Source organism: Williamsia sp. 1138 (assembly GCF_002095435.2).
In the GTDB taxonomy this organism is placed as follows: Bacteria; Actinomycetota; Actinomycetes; order Mycobacteriales; family Mycobacteriaceae; genus Williamsia.
Genome location: NZ_MJEJ02000021.1, coordinates 12108 through 32478, shown reverse-complemented (window position 1 = coordinate 32478; position 20371 = coordinate 12108). Strand labels below are relative to the sequence as shown.

Sequence of the window (20371 nt, the reverse complement as noted above, 5' to 3'; positions counted from 1 at the left end):
ATGCCACCGCTGCGGCGGGCGGCACGATCTGCGCTGCTCGCAGTGGTGTTCATCTGCGCGGCGTGCGGACTCGTCTACGAGCTCGCATTGGTCACGCTCGGCTCGTACCTGATCGGCAACACGGCCACGCAGGCCGCAATCGTGTTGTCGGTCATGGTGTTCGCGATGGGCATCGGATCCTTGGCCGCCAAACCGCTCCAGAATCACGCGGCCGTCGGTTTCGCCGTCATCGAGCTCGTTCTCGCGCTGCTCGGTGGACTGTCGGTGCTGATCCTGTACGGCGCGTTCGCGTACATGTCGCTCTACACCCAGTCGCTGATTGTCGTGGCGTTCCTGCTCGGGTTGTTGATCGGCGCCGAGATCCCTCTGCTGATGGTGATGCTGCAGCGCATTCGCGCACAATCGGCGGGCTCGGCGGTCGCCGACCTGTTCGCTGCCGACTACGTCGGCGCGCTGGTGGGCGGTCTGGCATTCCCGTTCCTGCTGCTGCCCTTCCTCGGTCAGATCCGGGGCGCGTTGGTGGTCGGGATGATCAACGCGGTCGCGGGGGCAGCGCTGGTTCTGGTCGTGTTCGGACGCGACCTCGGGCGCCTGCAGAGGGTGGCCGTCGGCGCAGGATCTGTCGGGGTGATAGCGGTGCTGGTGGCAGCGATGTTCTACGCGAGCACCTTCGAGGTCAACGCCAGGCAGGCACTGTATCGGGACCCGATCGTGCTCGCCGTCCGGACCACGATCCAGGACATCGTGATGACCAGCCGTTCCCTTCCCGGCAACGGCTCCGACACCAGGCTCTACCTCAACGGCGATCTCCAGTTCTCCAGCGTCGACGAGTACCGCTATCACGAAGCCCTCGTTCACCCCGCGCTCGCCGAGAAGCGGGAGCGGGTGCTGATCCTGGGTGGTGGCGACGGCCTGGCGTTGCGGGAAGTGCTGAAGTACACCGACGTACGGTCCGTGCAGCTGGTCGAACTGGACCCACGGATGACCGAGTTGGCGGCCACCGACCCGAGACTGACCGCGCTCAACCGTAATTCCCTTGCCGACGAGCGGGTGTCCGTGGTGAACGAGGACGCGTTCAAATGGCTTCGGCACAACGCCGAGATGTACGACGCCGTGATCGTCGACATGCCGGATCCCGATGAAACAGCTACGGCCAAGCTGTATTCGGTCGAGTTCTACGGCCTCATCCGCGCCCACCTGGCGCCCGGGGCCAGGCTCGTCGTGCAGGCCGGCTCACCGTATTTCGCTCCACGTTCCTTCTGGTGCATCGGCCAGACCATCGCCGAGGCGGGGATCACCACCGAGGCGTACCACGTCGATGTGCCCTCGTTCGGCGACTGGGGTTTCTTCCTCGGGGCCGCAGGCGACAGACCCCCGGCAGTCGAGGTCGACCCGGCAATTCCCCTGCGTTTCCTCTCGCCCGAGGAATTGGTGGCAGCTCGTACGTTTCCGCTTGATCGGCCGCCACTGCGGATGCCTGCGTCGACGCTGATGCAACCGCGAATTCTCGAGTACTCGCAATCAGAGTGGTCGGCGTACTGACGTCGCCTGGCCCGTCACCCCGAATTCCGCGTCATCCCGGGTTCACCTGCGACCATTTCTCCCGGCGGATCAGGGCAGCCAGCTGGGCACGATCCGGGAGGTTCGCAGGTTCCAGCGTGGTGTTGGACCGGACGTAGTGGAATGCGGCCCGCACCTTCGACAGCTCGGTGCCGGTCAACTCCGCCCAGGCCAACCGGTACGCAGCGAGCTGGACGAAGACCGAATGCTCCTGTGCAGCAGTGGGCCTGGCGCCCGTCTTCCAGTCGACGACGGTGTACCCGCCGTCGGGTTCGGAGAACACCGCATCCATCCGGCCCCGGATGATCGTGTCGGCGATGACCGTCTCGAACGGCACCTCGACCTCGATCGGGTTCCTGGACGCCCAGGCGGACCGCAGGAACTGCTCGCGCAAGACCTCGAGGTCGGCGTCCGATCCGCCCTCGGCATCGGCGGCGCCGGGGAGCTCGTCGATGTCGAGCAGTCGGGTGGCGCCGAACCTGCGCTCGACCCAGGCGTGAAAGGCAGTTCCCCGCCGCGCCAGCGGATTCGGCTTGAACGGCAACGGCCGCCGCAGCCGCCGGGCGAAGGCGTCTTCGTCCTTGTCGAGTTCGACGAGTTGGCTGACCGACAGGTGCTGCGGCATCGTCACCTCGATCTCGGTTCCGTATTCGCCTGCGCGTTCGGCGAGCAGCACCGCCAGATCGTTCGCCCAGTCGCGGACCTGGGGATCTTCTTCCAGCAAGGTCGGCTCGCCGTCCTCCCCCATGTCGAACAAAGCCGGCTCACCCCGCGACCGCAGTGCCGCCCGGACCAGGTCTGCGCCGCGTTCGGTCCCCGCGCGACGGGCTCCGAGCGGATCGGCAGGCCAGGGCACCCCGGTCGTCAGCATCGCCAGCGGGTTCTCGGCCCCTTCCTCGGGTGCGTCCGCCCACCCCGCGATGGTCATCCCGGGTGCGCCGTCGGAGGAGGTCTCGATCAACCGGCAGGCGATGTCGTGCAGTTCGGTCAGGAAGATGGACGGGCCCCGCGGTTTGTCGCCGCTGTCAGACCAGTGGTGACCGGAGATGAGCAGCGCCCGTTTCGTTCTGGTCAGTGCCACGTAGAGGAGCCGGCGATCCTCCTCCAACTTGCGGTTGCGCAGGGCTTCCTTGTGGCCGTCGATCGCCTCCTCGAGTTCTTTGCGGTTCTCGAGGTCCCCGAGATCGAGCGGCGGGAATCCCTCCGCCCCGACACGCTCGGCCAGATCGCCGCGCAACTCGGGCGGTAGTTCACGAGCACTGCCGAGCCAGGTGCCGTCGACCTTGCCTCCGGGAAAGATGTTGGCACACAGGTGTGGGATGACCACCACATCCCACTCGAGGCCCTTCGCCGCATGTACGGTGAGGATCTGCACGCGGTCCTCGGCGATCTCCACCTTGCCCGGTTCGAGCCCCTTCTCGATGTCGGCAGCCGATTCCAGGAAGGCCAGCAGGCCGGGCAGCGTGGCCGCGGACCGTTCGGTGTAGTCGGCGACATACTCGGCGAATGCGTCGAGATGTTCCCGCCCGGTGATGTTTCCACGCAGGTCGCGGGCCCGGATCTGGGCCTCGACGTCGACGCCGGTGACGCGTTCGACTTCTGCGACGAGCTCGGGCAACGGTTGCCCGATCCGCGCCCGCAGGACCGTCAACTGATGGCCGAAAGACTTGATCCGGCGATACCCGTCCGGCGAATACCGCTGTGCCGGTCCGGGATCGGCCAGTGCGTCCCCGAGCCCGGCCTGATCGACGGTCTCCGTCGGCACCGCAGAATCGAGTGCACTGTCGAGCTCCTCGAGACTGGTCATCGCACCGGTGACGATGTTGGTCCCGGCCGCGAGGTCGCGCGCCCTGGCCCAGAGCGCCGCGAGATCTCGCGCGCCGATCCGCCAGCGCGGCCCGGTCAGCAGTCGCACTGCGGCGGTGCCGGCCATCGGATCGGCCATCAGCCGCAACATGGCGACCACGTCCTGCACTTCGGGCACGCCGAGCAGACCACCGATACCGACAACTTCGGCCGCGATGCCGCGGTCGGTCAGCTCCGCCGCCAGCGGAGCCGAGTCCTCGTTGCGGCGTACCAGGATCGCCACCGTGGGCGGGACGTCACCGGCCGCGTTGTACTCCCGTTCGATCTGGTCGACGATCCAGGCACGCTCCTGGACCACCGTCTCGGTCAGGGCAAGGTCGATGGTGCCCGCAGGCGCGTCATCACGTGGCCGCAGGATGCTCACCGGGACACCGCGACGCCGGAGTTCCTCGGACGCGGCGTTGGCCATGTCGAGCGCATAGCGGGCATTACGCCAGCTGGTCAGCAGTTCGAGTCGCTGCGCCTGTGTGCCGTCGCTGCACCGGAAGTCGGTGGTGAAACGAGGCAGGTTGGCCGCGGAGGCACCGCGCCACCCGTAGATCGACTGGATCGGGTCCCCGACCGCCGTCACGGCTATGCCGCTGCCCGAGAGAACCCCTGGCGGCGTACCGAAGAGGTGCGAGAGCAGAACACGCTGAGAGTGCCCGGTGTCCTGGTACTCGTCGAGCAGTACCGCACCGATGGCGGCGCGTTCGGTCTCGGCCACTTCCGGATGGGTCGCAACGAGTTTCGCTGCCAGCGACATCTGACTGCCGAAGTCGAGGACGTTGGCGTCGCGCATGGTCTGACCGAGCGCGGCGACCAGCGGGATCAGCTCACGCCGCTCATCGATGACGGCTTGAATGCTCCGGAGTTTCTGAGGAGGCTCGGGACGTTGTCTGCCGGTGGGCGGCAAGGTGTTGATGAGTTCGTACAGATCGTCACCGGCCGCGGCGAGCTGGTCGAGGCCGACGAGGTGCTCGGACAGTTCCCCGTAGAGCTTGAGTACCGATTCGGTCACTCCACCAGGGGTTTTGGGGGTGTTGAGATCGTCCGACCATCCGGCCACCACCGAGAAGGCAAGTTGCCAGAGCTCGGTCTCGCTGAGCAGGGTCGCCGAGGGTTCCACCGGCAGCAGGAGCCCGTAGTCGGCGATCAAACGGCCCGCGTATGCGTGGTACGTGCTGACCTGCGGGTCGGCGGACCGCAATTGGGCACGCAGGGTGCCCTCGGGGTCCCAGCGACCCATCGCCGACGACCCGGCGAGCATCGACAATCGTCTACGGATACGCGCTGCGAGCTCTTGCGCCGCCTTGCGGGTGAACGTCAGCCCCAGGACGCCGTCGGGCTCGACGAGCCGGTTGGCGACCAGCCACACCACCCGCGACGCCATCGTCTCGGTCTTGCCCGCACCGGCGCCCGCGACCACGAGCACCGGCTCCATCGGCGCCTCGATGACCTCGACCTGTTCGTCGGTGGGTGGCGGCAGGGCCAGAGCACCGGCCAGGACGCGCGCAGAGATCCTGGTGGTCGTCGCGTCAGCCATCGGTCACCGTCCGCCCTTCGAGCTGGGCGGGACAACTCGACTTGAGCGAGCAGTGCCCGCACCCGTCGTTGACGGTCGCCACGAAGTTCGGTCCGATGCTGCGGTGTGCGGCGGCGCGGACCACGGCGAGCCATTGGTCGACCTGCTCGGGACCCAAGGGTTCCTGATCTCGCTGAGCTGCACCGGTTTTACCGTTCGAGTTGTTGACGTAGACGAGTGCGCCGCCGCCCGGTTCCACCGGCCCCAGCTCAGGCACGCCACCGAGACTCAATGCAAGCTGATAGGTGGCCAGCTGCGCGTGATCCTGACCGGCCTGCACCGAGATGGTGCTCTTGCCCGTTTTGACGTCGACGACGACCGGACGACCCTGGGAGTCCTTCTCGAGCCGGTCGATGCGTCCGCGCAGACGGACTTCGGGCATGTCGATGATCTCGCCCTCCGGATCGGCCACCCGGGCGGCCTCGATACGTGCGTCCACGTCCATCTCGACGCCGACCTCCGTCAGCCCGCTGCGCGAGAGTTTGAGCCACTGACGGAAATTGGTGAGCATCTCCTCGGTGCGTTCGAGTTCGCGCCGGGAGAACCACGGCGCACCGACGTCGACCTGATCCCACACGCGCCGCAGCGCGGCCGTCACGTCATCGGGTGGGATCTTCCCCGCCACGGCCTGCACCAGCGTGTGTACGAGCGTGCCGGCGACGGCGGGTTTGGAATCGCCGTCGCGGCCCCCGTACCGTTCCAGCATCCAGCGGAGGGAGCACGCACCGAGCGCTTCGACGCTGGATGGCGAAAGAGTCAGCGGCCCGGATGATTCCGACCACAGCGGAATGTCGGAGCTCGGTCCGGCGAGGCCGTACCACTCGTCGGGGTGCGCGCCGGGGACTCCGGCGTCCGCGAGTTCGGCGAGCATATCCGCGGCCGCCTGCGTACGCGGCCCGGGTTCGCCCGGCGAGGCGCACACTTCGGCGCGCAACGCCGCCACCAGTGAGGACAGCGACAGCACCCGCCGCAGCCCTGGTTCGATCGGGAGTTCCAGCTCGGTGGGCTCGGCGTCGGGATCATCGAGGTCACCACCGACCACCGCGGCGAGTTCGCCGACGAAGCGTGACGGAGCCGCATCGCCGCTACCGTCATCGACCGCGCTCACCATCAACCGGCCCCGGGCCCGGCTGCACGCGACGAGCAGTAGCCGGCGTTCTTCTGCCAACGCCATCGCGGTCCTGGAGATCGTGTCGAGCGCGTCGGCGTCGACCCCGTCGAGCAGATCCACCAATTGCCCGGTCCCGAGGATGCTTCCACGACTGCGCAGACTCGGCCACAACCCGTCCTGTACGCCTGCGACGGCCACCACCTCCCACTCCCGGCCTGCCGCCGCGTGCGCCGACAGAACGGTCACCGCATCCGAGGTCGACTGCGCCATCCTCGATTCGGTGGGTATCTGCAGTGCGCTGAGGTAGTCGACGAACCCGCCCAGGGTGGCCGCGGGCAGACTGTCGGCGAAGTTGGCGGCGGCGTCGAACAAAGCGACCATCGCATCGAGATCTCGATCGGCCTGCGCGCCGCCGGGGCCGTGGTCACGGCGCATCACCTGATTCGACCAACGCTGCCCGAGGCCGGTGGCCTGCCAGGCCTCCCACAAGATCTCTTCGATGCTGCGGCGCGCGGCATCGGCCGTCCGGGCGGCATCGATGACTGCCAACACCCTTGTCAGCGGTCGCTTCTCGATGTCGGTGAGGCCGTCGAGGTAGTCGGTCACATCGAGCTGATCCGGCGCTTCTGCGGTCTCCGATCCGCTCACCAGGTCGGCGATCACGGTGCCGGAGTCGCGGTCACGACCGGTCTCGGTCTCGATGCGCCGCACCCCGCGACGCAGTCGCCGCAGCGCCGCAGGGTCGGCGCCACCGATCGGACCCGCGAGCAGTTCGAGCACCTCGGCCGGTTCGAGCGGTCCGTCCACCGCGCGCAGCGCCAGCAACATCGCAGCCACCGACCGCTGCCGCGCCAGCGGGATCTCGCTCGCCGGGGTCATGACGGGGACCCCCGCCGAGCGCAGCGCCCTCCGCAGTGGTGCCATCGCCCGCGGTACCGAACGCACGATGACCGCCATCGACGACCACGGCACGTCGTCGTACAGATGCGCGCGACGCATCATGTCCGCGATGGCGGTGGCTTCTTTCGCGGCGGAACCATAGATACGGACAACCGGCGCAGGAGCGTCGGGGGCGTCTGCCTCTGAACGACGCCGCCGCGGACCCGGGAGCCGGGCCGCAATTGATCCCCCGAGATCGCTGATGGGCTTGGTCGAACGAAAATTGTTGTCCAGGAGAACGTCCCGATCCGGATCAGCGATGTCGTCGAGGAATCGGGAGCTCGCGCCACGGAAGCTGTAGATCGATTGATCACCGTCGCCCGCGATGACCGCCTGCGCGGCTCCGGCACCGATCAGGCGGACCAGCGTCGCCGCCTGGGGATCGAGGTGCTGAGCGTCGTCGACCAGCAGATAACGCACCCTGGCGCGCTCACTGCGGAGCAACTCCGGATCGGTCGCGAACGCCGTGAGGGCGGAACCCACCAGTTCGGCGGCATCCACAGCAGGCGCTGTGGCCTGCGGGGCCTCCAAACCGACGGCACCCCGCAGCAGCCCTCCCTGCTCGTACTGCCGGTAGGCCTTGCCGACGGCCTGCCACTCGGGGCGTTTGTGCGTGCGCCCCAGCGCGATGAGATCTTCCGGGCCCACCCCTCGCTCGGCTGCGCGCATCATCATGTCGCGCAGCGCCTGAGCAAAGCCGTTGGTGCCCAATGCCGGCCGCAATCGCTCCGGCCAGTACTCGGCTCCGTCCTCGATGTCGCCCGCGAGCAGCTCGCGCAGGACGGCGTCCTGCTCGGCGCCGGTGATCAGCCGAGGCGGCGGGTTGTCATGTGCGGCGGCCTGCAGCCGCAGGACAGCAAAGGCATAGGAGTGAATCGTCCGGACGATCGGCTCTCGGGTCGCCCGCGGAGCGCGTCCGGTTGCACCCGGTGTCTGGGCGAGCAGCCGGGCCGTGATCTGCTCACGAAGTTCGGTGGCCGCTCGCCGGCCGGAGGCGAGGACCAGAATCGACTCGGGGTCGATGTCCGGATTGCTCAATCGCGCAACCGCGATGTCGACGATCAGCGACGTCTTGCCGGTGCCGGCTGCCCCGTGTACCCGGACAGGGCGGAACCCTGGAGGCGTCTCGGTCACTCCGTCGATGAGCTGGGCTGCCGCCGGGGGCCAGCTGCGTGTGGGTGCCGGCACGACCGGCGCCGACACCAGCCGCATCGTCAATGCGGGCACACCCACTCCTTTCCTTGGCTACGACGATGGTGTCACGGAGGACCGACACGGCCGTTCGCGCGGCGTCGGGTCGGTCTCGGCAGGGCCGCTCGGCCGGCGGTCAGGCACGATTGTCGTCATGTCTACGTTGAACGTCGAGGTGTTCGGACCGGCAGATGGCCCGTCGGTGCTTGCAGTGCACGGGCTGACCGGACACGGTAAACGCTGGGTAGACCTGGCCGCGGCGCTTCCGCAGGCCGGGATCGTCGCACCCGACCTGCTCGGTCACGGCTGGTCGCCGTTCACCCCACCGTGGTCCATCGAGGCGCAGGTCGACGCGCTCGCGGACGTGGTCGAGGAGTACATCGCCGGACCTGTGGTGGTCGTCGCCCACTCATACGGCGGCGCACTCGCGCTGCACCTGTCCCGGCGGATGCCGGACCGCTTCCGGCGCCTGATCCTGCTCGACCCCGCCATCGGCCTCGAACCACAGTGGCTGGCAGACGTGGCGACCAGCTACATGTCGCACTACGACTACCCCGACGAGGCGGCGGCACGGGAGGGCAAACTCGGCGAATCGTGGGCGGAACTGGCGCCGGAGGTCTTGGATCGCGAAATCGCCGATCACCTGATCGACGTCGGCGATCGGGTCAACTGGCGCATCCACCCGGGAATGGTCGTGACCACCTGGAATGAGTTGAGTCGCCCATTCGTGCTGCCGCCGGCAGACCTTCCGGTCGATCTCGTCCAGGCGATGCACGTGCAGCCGCCCTATGTCACCGCCGACTTCCGCGCGGCCCTCTCGGCTCAGCAGGGCGACCTCCTGACAATCTTCGAGGAGGACTGCGGTCACATGGTGCCGTTCGCCCGGCCAGAACTCACGGCGAAACTCGTGTCGGAAGCGCTGGCCGGACAGTAAAGTCGGGCTGATCATGGCGCAGATCACCGAAGAACAGGTCGAACGGGTTCGCGAGATCGTCGCCTCGGTACCGGTGGGCACGGTGACCACGTATGGGGATGTGGCAGCTGCGGCGGGACTCTCGAGTGCCCGCATCGTCGGCTGGATCATGCGCACCGACTCCGCCGACCTCCCCTGGCACCGAGTGATCGCGGTCAGCGGCAAACCCGCCCCACATCTGCGGACCACACAGCTCGAAAATCTCCGGGCCGAAGGAGTGCCCGTCTTCGACGGTCGCGTCGACATGAAGGTCGCGCGCGTCGATCTCGATGAGGTGTGAGTCCGAAGAGCCTCGCAAACAGGTGGGACGTCGGATGTTGGTCATCAATCGGACAGGTCTCATCGATTCGCACATCGGACGTCGCTCAACGGATACGGTCGTGCTGAACGATTGTTCAGAGCAACCGGAGAGAGGCCATCGATGGACTACAACCTGCCCGAGGACATCACCGAGATCCTGCGGGAGATCGACGAGTTCATCGACGCCGAAATCCGGCCGCTGCAGGAGTCCGACGACAACAACCGGTTCTTCGATCATCGGCGGGAGTGGGCGCGTACCGACTTCGAGGGCGGCGGCGTGCCACGGCAGGACTGGGAAGAGTTGCTCGGTGAGATGCGCAGGCGTGCGGATGCGGCCGGTTGGCTGCGCTATGGCCTGCCGGCGCAGGTCGGCGGCCGCGACGGTTCGAGTTTCGACATGGCCATCATCCGAGAACACCTCGCCCACAAAGGATTGGGTCTGCACAACGACCTACAGAACGAGTCCTCGATCGTCGGAAACTTTCCTTTCGCCCACATGCTCATGAACTTCGGCACCACCGAACAACAGGACGAGTTCCTCGAGCCGATGATCCGCGGGGAGGCACGGATCGGATTCGGACTCACCGAACCAGACCACGGCAGCGACGCCACCTGGATGGAGACCACTGCCCGCAAGGTGGGCGATTCCTGGATCATCAACGGCGGCAAACGCTTCAACTCCGGCATGCACAACGCCACCCACGATGTCGTCTTCGCCCGAACCTCGGGTAACGACGGCGACGCCCGCGGCATCACCGCGTTCTTCGTGCCCACCGATCGACCCGGCTTCTCCGTCGACTTCCAGTGGTGGACCTTCAACATGCCCACCGACCACGCCGAAGTGACCATCACCGACGTCGAGGTGCCGGACTCCGCGATCTTCGGCGCCGAAGGCGAAGGTCTCGCGGTGGCGCAGTCCTTTGTGCACGAGAACCGGATCCGGCAGGCCGCCTCCGGCGTCGGCGCAGCTCAGTACTGTATCGACCAGAGCGTCGAATATGCCCGAAGCAGAAACACTTTCGGCGCGCCACTGGCGACCCGGCAGGCAATCCAGTTCCCGCTCGTCGAACTGCACACCGAAGCCGAACTCGTCCGCGGCCTGGTCCGCAAGACCGCGTGGGAACTCGACCGCATCCCCCACATGCAGATCAGCGACCGCGTCTCCATGTGCAACTACCGCGCGAATCGCCTGGTGTGCGACGCCGCCGATCAGGCCATCCAGGTCCATGGCGGCATGGGATACACCCGCCACATGCCGTTCGAACACATCTACCGCCACCACCGCCGCTACCGCATCACCGAAGGTTCCGACGAGGTACAGATCCGCAAGATCGCCGGGTACCTCTTCGGCTTCGCCGGACCGGGCAAGCGTCGCTCGGGCGGCGCCGCCGACGCGGGCGATCAGTAGGCATGATCGATCAGAGCGAGATGGCCCGTCTGCTGGCTGCACGACTGACCGAAGTGTCCGGACACGACACGCAGGTCACCGACCTCGTCCGCCTGACAGGCGGCGCCAACAGCGAGACCTGGTCATTCGTGGCAACCACCGCCGGTGGCGCACGCCGGCTGATACTTCGGCGGCAACCGGGTGATCCAAACGGGCCACTCGGGATGGCTCGCGAGTCCAGTGTCATCGCGGCAGCCGAGCGAGCAGGCATCGCCGTGCCCAAGCTGGTGGACTTCGCGAGCGCGGACAGCACGCTGGGCGCCCAGTACCTGATCTGCGAACACATCGACGGTGAGACGATTCCGCGAAAGTTGCTGCGCGACGAACGATTCGCACAGGCCCGACGCGGTATGGCCGCGCAGCTCGGCCGAACCCTCGCCCAGATCCACGCAATCCCAACCGACTCCGTGCCGGAGCTGCGGACCGTACCGGCCGGCGGCGTCGAGGATCTCCGGGAGCGATATCTCGAACTCGACGTCCCGTCCGCGGTCACCGAGATCGCCCTGGCCTGGCTGACCGCGCATCAACCCGACCCCGTTGCCGAGGCGGTGGTCCACGGCGACTTCCGGAACGGAAACCTCATAGTCGCCGAATCGGGCCTGGCGGCTGTGATCGACTGGGAGCTCGCCCATATCGGCGATCCACGCGAGGACCTCGGCTGGCTGCTCGTGAAGTGCTGGCGATTCGGCACCGAACCCGAGGCCGGGGGTTTCGGCAGCATCGACGAGCTCCTGGACGGGTACGCCGAGGTGGCCGGACATCGGCCGGATGTGGACGCGGTGCGCTGGTGGCAGCTCTATCGCACGGTGTGGTGGAGCATCGGCTGCGCCCAGATGGTCGCTCGACACCTCTCCGGCAAAGAGCGCTCGGTGGAGCTGGCGACGATCGGACGTCGGGTGTGCGAACAGGAACACGATGCGTTGCTGCTGCTGGGATACCCTGCCGACCCGGAAACACCCGCTCCACTCCCGCAGAACGAGGCCGATCTGCATGGCCGTCCCACGGCCGCCGAACTGGTCGATGCGGTCGCCGAGTTCCTGCGCGACTCCGTGGTGCCCGGCCCCGACCGCGAGGTGGGGTTCAAAGCCCGCGTTGCTGCCAACGCGCTGGACATCGTCGGCCGCGAGCTGACAATCGGCAAGGGTCAAGTCCAGGCCGACCGAGAACGATTCGAAGCACTCGGCTTTCGCTCCGAGACCGACGTGGCGCTGGCCATCCGAACCGGAAAGATCGCGGCCACCGACCCCGCGATGACTGCAGCAGTCCGGGCATCGGTCACCGATCGCCTGGCGGTCGCCAATCCCCGCTATCTGGCTCAGTAGTCAGGTCATGCGTCGAGGTTCGCCCGCTCCTTCAGCGCCGACGTCGCGGCGTTGAATCCACACAGTCCGTGAGCCCCCGCTCCTGGCGGGGTGGCAGCCGAACAGAGGTACACACCGTCGATACCCGTGAAGTAAGGGTTGAAGGCCAGGCGCGGCCGAAAGACCAGCCGCCACGGTGTATTCGCCCCTGTCACCACGTCACCGCCGACAAAGTTCTGATTGTCCGCCTCGATGCGTGCCACCGAACGGACACGTTTCGCAACGACACGGCTACCGAAACCTGGTGCGAAGCGCTCGATCTGGGCTTCGATTGCCGCGGTGGCGTCACCCGTCCATCCCGACGGCACGTGTGCGTACAGATCGATCGGATGGACATCCCCGTTGGATCTCCCGGGATCGGCGAGGTACTGCTGGCCGACCAGCACGAATGGTCGACTCGGCATGACCCCACGGTAGACGTCGCGCTCGGCTGCGGCGATGTCGTCGAAGCTGCCGCCGACGTGCACGGTGCCTGCCGACCGCGACGCGGCGTCGGCCCACGGGATGCCCTCGCGCACCGCGTATGAGATCTGAAAGGCCGCTGGTCCGTGCCGAAAGCGGCGATACGCCCGGCTGATTCGACTCGGCATGGCAGCACCCGCGATCTCGGCGGCAGCGCCGGGTGCGGTGTCGAGCATGACGATATCCGGCGAATCGAGGTCCGCCAGCGACCGCACCTGCACACCGGTCTCGATACTTCCGCCCAGGTCGACCAGCGCTGCCGCCATCGCTGTGGAGATGGCTCCCGATCCTCCCTCTGCCACTGCCCAGCCATAGGTGTGCGCGGCGGAACCGAGCGCCACTCCGATGGCCGCAGACCCCACTGTTCCGAACGGTCGAAACGCATGGGCGGCAACACCGCCGAAGAGCGCTCGGGCTTCCTCGGTGGGAAACAGCCGGGCCAGCAGGGATGCAGGCATGGCGGCGAATGCACCGAACCGGGCCAGTTTGATCGGATGCGCGGGAACATGAAGGATCGGCTTGGTGAAGTCGGTGCTGATGTCCGCGAATCGATCCGACACCGCGCCGAACACCCGGTTCCACGCAGGCCCGGCGGCGCCCAGCTCATCGGCGGTGCGCGACGCCGAGCGATACGCCCCGACCCCACGTCCGCCGTCGAGGGGATGTGAATACTCGATGTCGGGCGATCTCCACGTCAACCCGTGACGGCTGAGGTCAACGCTGCGCGTGAAGGCATTGTCGAGGGCAAGCGGGTGCGCGAACGAGCACTCGTCGTGCAGCACGCCGGTGTCGGTGTAGTCGCCGCTGCGGGCGCCACCACCGATGACCGGAGCCGCCTCGAGGACCCGGACCCGCACGCCGGCGGCCGCCAGGGTTACCGCGGCCGAAAGCCCGTTGGGACCGCTACCCACGACCACTGCGTTCGTCATCCGTCCACCCCTTTACGCTCGTCCCCGCTCAGGCCGGGTCCCACTGCGACGCCAGCTCGACGGCCATGGACCAGTTCGCGACCCGGCGTTCGCGATCGGCAGGGTCGATGCTCGGCTGCCAGACCGCGCCGGTGTGCCAATTGCGACGCAACTGTTGCTCATCGGTCCACAGACCCACACTGAAACCGGCGGCGTACGCGGCCCCGAGCGCGACGGCCTCGGCCATCTGCGGACGCTTGACCGTCACATCGCAGATGTCGGCGATGGTCTGCATCAAGGTGTTGTTGGCCGTCATGCCGCCGTCGACCACAACTTCGGTCAACGACATCTCTACGCCTGCCGCAGCCAGGTCGTCATTGAGCGCCGCGACCATCGACCTGGCGGCAAAAGCGTTGGTTTCGAGCGCTGCCCGCGCCAGATGACCCCGCGTGATGTACGACGTCAGACCCACGATGAGTCCTCGGCTCGCGGACACCCAGTGCGGCGCATGCAATCCCGAGAATGCCGGGACAATGTAGCAGCCACCGTTGTCATCGACGGTCGACGCCAGGGTCTCGATCTCGGCCGGGGTGCCGATGATGCCGAGATTTTCCCTGATCCACTCGACCAGTGCACCGGCCGTCGGATTCGATCCCTCCAGTGCGTAGCGGATCGGTTGGCCGTCCATCTGGAAGGCCACGGTGGTGATCAGACCGTGTCTGGATCGGACCAGAGTCGTACCGGTGTTGAAGAGCAGGAACCCTCCGGTGCCGAGCGTGTATTTGGACTCACCGGCCTTCAACGCCGTCTGTCCCACCAGGGCAGCCTGCTGGTCTCCGATCATCGCGCTGATCGGAATTCCTGGGACCGGGGACACCGTTGCCCCCACCTTGCTCAACGACGGCCTGATCTCGGGCAGGATCTCGGCGGGAATGTCGAACATCTCGAGCAGGTGCGGATCCCACTGCGCGGTTTCGATGTTCATCAGCATGGTGCGGCTCGCGTTGGTGGGATCGGTGAGGTGGAGCCCTCCGTCCACCCCGCCGGTGAGGTTCCACACGAGCCAGCTGTCCATCGTCCCGAACAGGACAGTGCCCTGGGCGGCCGCCGCGCGAGATCCGGGGCATGCGTCGAGTAGCCAGCTCAGGCGCGGCGCGCTGAAATAATTGGAGAGCGGTGCCCCGGTCCGGTGCTCGACGTCGGCCCCGATCCCCTGTGCCCGCAGCGACTCGACCATCTCGGTGGTCCGGGTGTCCTGCCACACGATCGCCCGATGTAGCGGGATGCCGGTCGTTCGGTCCCAGATCACCGTGGTCTCACGCTGATTGGTGATACCCAACCCCACCAGCTGGCTCGCGTCGATACCGCCCGAGGCCAGGGCCTCCGGGATCAACCGCTCCACCAGATTCCAGATCTCGAGCGCGTCGTGCTCGACCCAGCCGGGCTCGGGAAAATGCTGTGTGTGCTTGCGCTGGGCCATCGACACCATGACGCCCCCGCGGTCGTAGATGATGCACCGCGTCGAACTCGTTCCCTGATCGATTGCCGCAACGTACCTGGTGGTCATGACAGCTGCCCGTGACCCATCGCACGGGAGATCGAGCGCGCCGATCCGATGATGTTGTCCAACAGGGGTGCACGCGGTACGCCGCCCCGTCCACACAGCTCGTCGATCGCACCCGAGACACCCACCGCAGCCATCACGACTCCGCCCTGATCGCGAACGGGCGCAGCGATCGTCGCCACCTCCGGGTCGAGATCACCACAGCCGCACGCCCATCCCCTGTCCCGGACCTCGGCGAGTTCGTGAGCCAGTTCGGCGCCGTCGGTGATCGTGCGGTGCGTGTGACGATCGAGTCCGCTCGCGACGAGCTCCCGGGCGAGACGCACATCGAACGCGAGGTGGATTCGGCCCAGCGCCGTCGCGTGCGCGGGCACGATCTGACCGGTTCGCAGCGACGCGAGTCCGTCGCCGCTCGCCGACAGTACGTCGTGCACGATCCGCACCTGCTTGCCTTGGAGCACGCTGATCTGCGTCGCCATCGCTGTCCTGGCCGCGAGAGCGTCGGTCCAATTCATAGCCCGGGCGCGAACCTCGTTGAGATCCCAGCGGTTCTTCCGCGCCCCGAAGGGGTCGTCGGCAAGCCAGTATCCGGCGGTATCCGGCGTCTGCTCGACGGCGCCGACAGCGACCAGGGTGCGCACCAGTCCATGCGCCGTCGTCTTGGCCAGGCCGAGTGTCGATGCGATCTCTGCCAGACCCACGGGCTCGGACCGAGTCGCCAGCAGATGCAACACCGCGGTCGCGCGCTCTACCGACTGGATCAGACCTGGCACTCTTCGGACGCTACTCCCACTGCGATCGGTGCGTTCGACATTGTCGAACGGACGCCCTCCTCAGCGGTTGGCTGCATGCATAACGTGGATTGCGGATGAGATACGCATCACCCTCAGGACCCTTCGACGAAGCAGGGATACATGACGAAATACATCGGTGCCATCGATCAGGGAACCACCAGTACCCGGTTCATGATCTTCGACCACGCGGGCAACGAGGTCGCCCGCCACCAGCTCGAACACGAGCAGATCATGCCGCAGGCAGGCTGGGTGGAACACGATCCGATCGAGATCTGGGAGCGCACATCCTCGGTGCTGCAGAACGGTCTCCGCAAGAAGAACCTGAAGGCCGGCGACCTCGCAGCGCTCGGGATCACCAACCAGCGTGAGACCACTGTGGTCTGGAACAAGCACACCGGTAGGCCGTACTACAACGCGATCGTCTGGCAGGACACCCGCACCGACAAGATCGCGTCAGCGCTCGAGCGCTCCGGCGCCGGCGACACCATCCGCACCAAGGCAGGCATCCCGCCCGCCACCTACTTCGCAGCCGGCAAGGCGCAATGGATCCTGGAGAACGTCGACGGCGTGCGGGCCGACGCCGAGAACGGTGACGCCCTGTTCGGCACAATCGACACCTGGGTGATCTGGAATCTGACCGGCGGCGTCAATGGTGGTGTGCACGTCACCGACGTCACCAACGCGAGCCGCACCATGCTGATGGATCTCGAGACCCTGGACTGGGACGACGAGCTCATCGCACTCTTCGGCATCCCCAGGCAGATGCTCCCCACGATCGCGCCATCGTCGCCCACGGAACCCTACGGTCACACCACCACGACCGGCCCGCTCGCCGGGGAGGTACCGATCGCGAGTGCGCTCGGTGACCAGCAGGCCGCGATGGTCGGCCAGGTCTGCTTCTCGGCCGGGCAGGCCAAGAACACCTACGGCACCGGAAACTTCTTGCTGCTCAACACCGGCGAGAAGCTGGTCCGCTCGGACAACGGCCTGCTCACCACCGTCTGCTACCAATTCGGTTCGCAGGCACCGGTCTACGCGCTGGAAGGATCGATCGCCGTGACCGGCTCGGCGGTGCAGTGGTTGCGCGATCAGCTCGGCATCATCTCTGGTGCGGCACAGAGCGAGTCACTGGCGAAAGAGGTCGCAGACAACGGCGGAGTCTATTTCGTCCCGGCGTTCTCCGGCCTGTTCGCCCCGTACTGGCGGTCGGACGCCCGCGGAGCGATCGTCGGCTTGTCCCGCTTCAACAACAACGCTCACATCGCGCGGGCGACATTGGAGTCGATCTGTTACCAGAGCCGCGACGTCGCCGATGCGATGGAGAAGGACTCCGGAGTGAAGCTGGAGGTCTTACGCGTCGACGGTGGGGTCACCGCCAACTCCCTGTGCATGCAGATCCAGTCCGACGTCCTGGGCATCCCGGTCAGCAGGCCGGTCGTTGCCGAGACCACGGCGCTGGGCGCTGCCTACGCGGCCGGGCTCTCCATCGGGTTCTGGGAATCGACCGAGGAGCTGGAAACCCACTGGAAGGAAGATCGCCGGTGGGAGCCCGAGTGGTCCGAAGAAGTGCGGGCCGAGAAGTACGGACTCTGGCAGAAAGCCGTCACCCGCACGCTCGACTGGGTCGACGTGTGACCGGCCGCCCCGAACTCGTTCCATCCCTTTCGAACTCGAGGAGAACCTCATGACATTGCAACCACTCGCGATCAGCCCCGAATCGCGGCGCGCCGCACTGGAATCCATGACCGAAGGCGAGCTCGACGTGCTGGTCATCGGCGCAGGTGTGGTCGGCGCCGGAGCCGCCCTCGACGCCGCCACCCGCGGGTTGCGCGTCGGCATGGTGGAAGCCATCGACTACGCGGCCGGTACATCGAGCCGGTCGTCGAAGCTCTTTCACGGCGGACTGCGCTACCTCAAACAATTGAACTTCTCACTCGTCTTCGAGGCGCTGCGAGAGCGGAAGTTGATGCTGAACACCATCGCCCCGCATCTGGTGCGGCCGGTGGAGTTCATCTTCCCCCTCGTCACGCCTGCCTACGACCGCGCCTACGCCGGTGCAGGTATCGGTTTCTACGACCTGCTGGGCGCAGGTCGCGGTGTTCCCCACCACCTTCGGCACATCGGCAAGCGCCGGACCTTCGACATCTTCCCCGGCGCCAAGCGTGGCAAGATCCGCGGCGGCGTCCTGTTCTACGAGGGACAGGTCGACGATGCCCGGCACACGATGATGCTCGCGCGGACCGCGGCGAGCTACGGAGCACTGTGCGCCTCGAGTGCCCGGGTGTCCCGCTACCTGCGCGAAGGCGACCGCGTCGTCGGTGCCCGCATAGAGGACCTGGAATCCGGTGAACACGTGGACGTCCGCGCCAAGCACGTGGTCAACGCCGCAGGTGTGTGGACCGACGAGCTGCAAGAGATCCTCGGCGAGAAGGGCAAGATGCGCGTCAAGGCATCGAAGGGCGTCCACATCGTCGTCCCCCGCGACCGCATCGACTCCGCGGTCGGGCTCATCACGGAGACCGAGAAGAGCCTGCTGTTCGTCATCCCGTGCCCGTGGAGCGAGGACTTCTGGATCATCGGCACCACCGACACCGAATGGAATCTCGACCTGGCCCACCCTGCGGCGAGCAGTGCCGACCTCGACTACATCCTTGCCGAGGTCAACGTCATGCTCGAGAAACCCCTTGTGCGCGATGACATCGTCGGCGTCTATGCCGGGCTGCGCCCGCTCCTGGCCGGCGAGTCAGATCAGACCAGCAAGCTGTCGCGCGAACACGCCGTCGTCTCGGCCGCGCCGGGTCTGACCGTGATCGCCGGTGGCAAGTACACCACCTACCGGGTGATGGCGGAAGACGCCATCGACGCCGCGGTCGACGGTGTGCGCGGCGTGGAACCCTCACGTACGGCAAGCGTCCCGCTCGTCGGCGCAGATGGCTTCGACGACCTGTGGGAGGCACGGGTGCGCTTGGCCAACGAGCACCGCCTGCCGGTGAAGACGATCGCGCACCTCCTGCGCCGCTACGGCAGTGCGATCAACGAGATCTTCGAGATCATCGCTTCCGACCCGGAGCTGGGAAAGCCGCTGGCCACCACCGACGACCGCTACCTCGGCGCCGAGATCCTTTATGCGGTCACCCATGAAGGTGCCCTGCACCTCGTCGACATCCTGGCGCGCCGCACCCGCGTCTCCATCGAGACGGCCGACCGGGGCAAGAGCGCCGCGGTCGAGGTCGCGGACATCGTTGCGGCAACCCTCGGATGGGACGACGCGCAGCGGCAGCGCGAGATCGAGAACTACTGCGCCCGTGTCGATGCCGAGATCGAGTCCCAGCGGCAGCCCGATGACCAGACTGCGGATGCGGCTCGCATGGGCGCACCCGGCGTTCGTGGATCGGCGGACGTCGCGGACGTATCGGCATGACTCCCACCGATGCTCAGATCTGGCTCTGGGAGATCGTCGGTACCGCGGTCCTGATCCTGCTCGGTGCAGGCGTCGTCGCCGGTAACCAGTTGCTCAAATCGACGGTCCACAAAGGTGGCCCGTTGATGATCAACATCGGCTGGGGCTTCGCAGTGTTCGCCGGTGCTTCGATTGCCTGGAAGTCCGGCGCCCACCTCAACCCTGCGGTCACGTTGGGGCTGGCGGTCGCCGACAAGACCGAGTGGTCGCAGGTTCCGATCTACATCTGCGCGCAGTTCATCGGCGCCTTCATCGGGGCGATGTTGTGCTACCTGGCATTCAAGAAGAACTTCGACGTCGAACCGCATCCTGAGGACACCCGCGGGATCTTCTGTACCGGACCGCAGGTGAAGAACTACTTCTGGAACGTGGTCACCGAGGTGATCGGAACTTTCGTCCTCGTGTTCTGGATCCTGCAATCACCCGCGATCTCGGGAAGTGGTGACACACTCGACCTCGGCAACTCCGGACTCGGTTACGCCGGTGTGGCATTCGTCGTCCTCGTCATCGGCAACAGCCTCGGTGGCCCCACCGGGTACGCGATCAATCCGGCGCGCGATCTGGCACCGCGCATCGCGTACGCCCTGATGCCGATCAAGGGCAAGGGCAGCCGCGAGTGGAACTACTCGTGGGTCCCGGTCGTCGGTCCGGTGATCGGCGGCATCCTGGCCGGATTACTGTTCGCCGTGACCAAGAACGTCTGACCCCCGACACCGAAAATGGTGGGTTTTGGCGAGGAAAACCCCAGGTGGGCCTCACCAGAACCCACCATTTTCGGGGTCATCGGATACAGGTGGGAGCCCTTTTCCGATACAACGAAATCGAGTTGGCGCCGACTGCTTCTGCAAGTAGACGTCCGGATACAAGATGT

Annotated in this window: 13 protein-coding genes; 8 read left to right on the top strand and 5 right to left on the bottom strand. The window is 66.6% G+C overall.

Going from position 1 to position 20371, the window contains the following annotated elements:
* Entirely contained in the window at positions 1-1542 is a 1542-nt protein-coding gene (locus BH683_RS02285) for a polyamine aminopropyltransferase (protein ID WP_084834651.1), read from the top strand.
* A 31-nt stretch (positions 1543-1573) separates the two neighbouring features.
* Here BH683_RS02285 and BH683_RS02280 read toward each other — a convergent pair whose 3' ends face one another.
* Positions 1574-4951 carry a UvrD-helicase domain-containing protein gene (locus BH683_RS02280; protein WP_084834650.1) on the bottom strand — a complete coding sequence of 1126 codons (3378 nt, stop codon included), beginning with the start codon at positions 4949-4951 and terminating at the stop codon, positions 1574-1576.
* Positions 4944-8252: an ATP-dependent DNA helicase gene (locus BH683_RS02275; protein WP_084834664.1), complete on the bottom strand. Its 3309-nt coding sequence runs from the start codon at positions 8250-8252 to the stop codon at positions 4944-4946. The genes BH683_RS02280 and BH683_RS02275 overlap by 8 nt, the downstream gene beginning before the upstream one ends.
* A gap of 133 nt (positions 8253-8385) precedes the next feature.
* Here BH683_RS02275 and BH683_RS02270 point away from each other — a divergent pair, with 133 nt between their 5' ends.
* The 4 genes from BH683_RS02270 to BH683_RS02255 all read left to right on the top strand — a co-directional run bounded on the left by BH683_RS02270 (position 8386) and on the right by BH683_RS02255 (position 12273).
* On the top strand, positions 8386-9165 hold the full coding sequence (locus BH683_RS02270; RefSeq protein WP_084834649.1) for an alpha/beta fold hydrolase: 780 nt from the start codon (positions 8386-8388) through the stop codon (positions 9163-9165).
* 13 nt (positions 9166-9178) lie between these two features.
* A complete protein-coding gene (locus BH683_RS02265; RefSeq protein WP_084834648.1) occupies positions 9179-9484 on the top strand; it encodes an MGMT family protein in 306 nt (101 codons plus the stop codon).
* Positions 9485-9625: 141 nt separating this feature from the next.
* Positions 9626-10912: an acyl-CoA dehydrogenase family protein gene (locus BH683_RS02260; RefSeq protein WP_084834647.1), complete on the top strand. Its 1287-nt coding sequence runs from the start codon at positions 9626-9628 to the stop codon at positions 10910-10912.
* A 2-nt stretch (positions 10913-10914) separates the two neighbouring features.
* Positions 10915-12273 (top strand): phosphotransferase family protein, encoded by a 1359-nt coding sequence (locus BH683_RS02255; RefSeq protein WP_084834646.1) that lies wholly within the window; start codon positions 10915-10917, stop codon positions 12271-12273.
* 5 nt (positions 12274-12278) lie between these two features.
* Here BH683_RS02255 and BH683_RS02250 read toward each other — a convergent pair whose 3' ends face one another.
* Genes BH683_RS02250 through BH683_RS02240 form a run of 3 tightly spaced genes read right to left on the bottom strand, consistent with a single transcriptional unit; the run spans position 12279 to position 16019 of the window.
* Positions 12279-13703: an NAD(P)/FAD-dependent oxidoreductase gene (locus BH683_RS02250; RefSeq protein WP_084834645.1), complete on the bottom strand. Its 1425-nt coding sequence runs from the start codon at positions 13701-13703 to the stop codon at positions 12279-12281.
* A gap of 28 nt (positions 13704-13731) precedes the next feature.
* Positions 13732-15249, bottom strand: a complete 1518-nt coding sequence (gene glpK, locus BH683_RS02245) for a glycerol kinase GlpK (RefSeq protein WP_084834644.1) — start codon at positions 15247-15249, stop codon at positions 13732-13734.
* Entirely contained in the window at positions 15246-16019 is a 774-nt protein-coding gene (locus BH683_RS02240; RefSeq protein ID WP_084834643.1) for an IclR family transcriptional regulator, read from the bottom strand. The genes glpK (BH683_RS02245) and BH683_RS02240 overlap by 4 nt, the downstream gene beginning before the upstream one ends.
* 141 nt (positions 16020-16160) lie before the next feature.
* On the opposite strand from BH683_RS02240, the gene glpK (BH683_RS02235) reads away from it, so the two are divergent.
* From glpK (BH683_RS02235) to BH683_RS02225, 3 genes are read left to right on the top strand one after another with little or no spacing between them, the layout of a single operon-like run.
* Positions 16161-17675, top strand: coding sequence for a glycerol kinase GlpK (gene glpK / locus BH683_RS02235; RefSeq protein WP_084834642.1), 1515 nt, complete (start codon positions 16161-16163; stop codon positions 17673-17675).
* Between the two features lie 49 nt (positions 17676-17724).
* Entirely contained in the window at positions 17725-19461 is a 1737-nt protein-coding gene (locus tag BH683_RS02230; protein ID WP_084834641.1) for a glycerol-3-phosphate dehydrogenase/oxidase, read from the top strand.
* On the top strand, positions 19458-20204 hold the full coding sequence (locus BH683_RS02225) for an MIP/aquaporin family protein (RefSeq protein ID WP_084834640.1): 747 nt from the start codon (positions 19458-19460) through the stop codon (positions 20202-20204). The genes BH683_RS02230 and BH683_RS02225 overlap by 4 nt, the downstream gene beginning before the upstream one ends.
* Positions 20205-20371 lie beyond the last annotated feature (167 nt).